The organism is Acidithiobacillus albertensis, from assembly GCF_001931655.1.
GTDB lineage: Bacteria > Pseudomonadota > Gammaproteobacteria > Acidithiobacillales > Acidithiobacillaceae > Acidithiobacillus > Acidithiobacillus thiooxidans.
The window spans coordinates 1-2,373 of the sequence record NZ_MOAD01000080.1 but is presented as its reverse complement, the minus strand read 5'-3'; the positions used below and the strand labels follow the sequence as shown (position 1 = coordinate 2,373).

At 55.0% G+C, this 2,373-nt stretch carries 3 protein-coding genes; all 3 read right to left on the bottom strand.

Going from position 1 to position 2,373, the window contains the following annotated elements:
• Positions 1 to 552, bottom strand: a 552-nt coding sequence (locus BLW97_RS18075) for an efflux RND transporter periplasmic adaptor subunit (RefSeq protein ID WP_423230380.1), incomplete at its 3' end; no start/stop codon positions are given.
• A complete protein-coding gene (locus BLW97_RS18070) occupies positions 549 to 1,853 on the bottom strand; it encodes a TolC family protein (RefSeq protein WP_075324168.1) in 1,305 nt (434 codons plus the stop codon). The genes BLW97_RS18070 and BLW97_RS18075, both read right to left, overlap by 4 nt.
• A gap of 111 nt (positions 1,854 to 1,964) precedes the next feature.
• The coding region (locus BLW97_RS20145; protein ID WP_242947875.1) for a YnfA family protein at positions 1,965 to 2,373 on the bottom strand (409 nt) is incomplete at its 5' end.

The window sequence follows — 2,373 nt, the reverse complement described above, 5'->3', positions numbered from 1 at the left end:
ACCGCTCAGTCTAGCGATGGGGGCTCCCGCCGTGACCACAGCCCCGGGGGCCACGAGATAATCAATGCTCCCTGCAAAAGGGGCCACGAGTGACTGATCCGATTGTTCAGCTTGAAGCGCGCGTGAGGTGGCGATGGCTTGTTGCAAGGCGACCCGACTGGAATCCACCGTAGCAACGGCAACAACGCCATCCCGCAGCAAGCGCTGGTTGCGCTGCAGAGCAATCCGGGCGTAGTCCGTCTGGGCCTTTGCAGCCTGAATGCGTGCCTGTAAACCTGGGGGATCAATGCGTGCAATCACAGCACCGGGCTGAAGCATTCCGGTAGGCTGAAATGGCCCTATGACTCGCCCGGTCATAGGGGCTGTCAGGGTGACCTGTCCGACACTTTTGACCTGTCCCATGGCGGATATCTTTTGCGTCCACGTTGAGGCCTTCACAATCGCCACGGTAACCGGCACAGCCCAGGCCGAAGATATCGATAAAAAGGAAAGCAGCATCACCAGGTATCGCGCAGCATGGTGTGGTCGAATGCTTCGGGAGGATAGCGTCATGTGTGGGAAGTTTCCTTTTTTTCTGTAGGGTAGCGCCCCATATCAAGTTCCAATTGAGCGCGCGTCATTTGCACGGCAATTTTGGCACTGGCGAGGCGCAAGCGCGCTCGTACCCAACTGCCCTCTGCCTGAGCGAGATTCAGTGCATTAAAGGCACCCGCGAAATAGCCTTTTCGGGTCATGGTGTAGACGCTGAATGCTTCATGGGCTGTCGTGCGGGCATTATTCAATGTTTTTTCAGCCGCCTGGGCAGCGCCATAATCATGGGCAATTTGGCTGTCAATCTGCAGAATCAGCGCCTGGCGCGCGGAACGTAAGGCGGCTAACTGTTCTTGAGCAGCAGCGATTCGATCTTGATGTGCGCCAAATCCGAATATCGGCATACTGAGTGTCAAGGCTCCCTGCCAGCCGAGATCTCCAGTCCGTGGCGCGGTGGCTGTGTCCACGCCATAAGCAGCACTGGCGTTGATAGTCGGTAATGTGGCACCACGCTGCACTTGAATCTGCGCGCGTGCTAAAGCGATTTGTCGATCCGCAACCTGTACCAACGGTTGCCTTTGCTTTGCCTGGGTATCCAGGTAAGATGGAATGGGCAATAGGCTCGCAAACTCTGGTCTATTGGACAATATGATCTTCCCATCTGCTGCACGCCCTAACTGCAGATTCAGCAACCTTGTCGCAGCACGGGTCTCCGCTGCAGTCTGCTCTAATCCGGCGCGTGCTTTGTTACGCAGTATGGCAGATTGGGTCAGATCCAATTGTGATACGGCTCCGGCTTTATACGCTTTATGCGTGTCCAGATAGAGTTTTTGGGCGACATTCAACGTGCTGCGCCATATGGTTGTCTGAGTTTGCAGCAAGTTGAGCTGATAATAGGCATTGACGACCTGAGCCGCCACCCGCAGAAGGGTTGCCGTTTCTTGAGACCGATTAATGACGGATTGATCTTTCGCGGCCTTCGCTAGGGCATGCAGTTGCGGAGCATAAATCGGGACTGAGACATGGATTTGTCCAACCACTTCGCGCGGAGCGTTGGCCGCAATAAACAGGGGTTGGCCATTTCTGCTCTCGGACCAGATGCTACCTGCTGCAAGAGAAACCTGCGGCAAAAGCACGGCTTGCGCCGCCTGAGAGAGATCTCGACCTGCTGCAGCAGTGTGTGCAGATTGAAAAACTTGCGGTTGCGTGTGCAGGGCTTCGGTAATCGCTGCAGGCAGAGTAAGGGAAACCCCATCTGCAAGTGCAATGCTTGGCAAAATGCAAACTATGAGAGCCGTTAAATATAAACGAACATGAAACATCGGCGAATGTTACTCCCAATCAGCTAGGCTGGTCCATTTGAGGCATATCGTTACGGTAATGAACATGGTCACGCGAACTCAAAACCCGTCTTGCAGGGCAGAAAAACGGTGCTAGCCTCTGGGCGCGAACATAATAACGGCCATTCCCGTCAGGGCAAGGAAACTGCCGATAACGTCCCAAAAACTTGGGCGTATTCCCTCAACCATCCAAAGCCAGCCGATGGCCACTGCGATGTACACGCCGCCATACGCGGCGTAGGTACGCCCGGCGGCGGTCGGATGCAGGGTCAACAACCAGGCGAAGGCACCGAGCGAGATGGCTGCGGGCAACAGCAGCCAGAGCGGTTTGCCCTGTTTGATCACGAGCCAAGGTGTTAAACAGCGTGCAAAAGTTGCCAGAATTGGGTGGAAAACAGCGTGTAAATTGACCACCTGATATCCTGCCGGATTTGCCGGGAGGAAACTGGAGTGATTTGCATGGAAACCATAGCCAAAGTGCGCCGTCTGTATCATCTGGACA

Coding starts and splice junctions, on each gene's coding strand:
- BLW97_RS18070 (WP_075324168.1), bottom strand. CDS start 1,853: ATGTTTCATGTTCGTTTATATTTAACGGCTCTCATAGTTTGCATTTTG.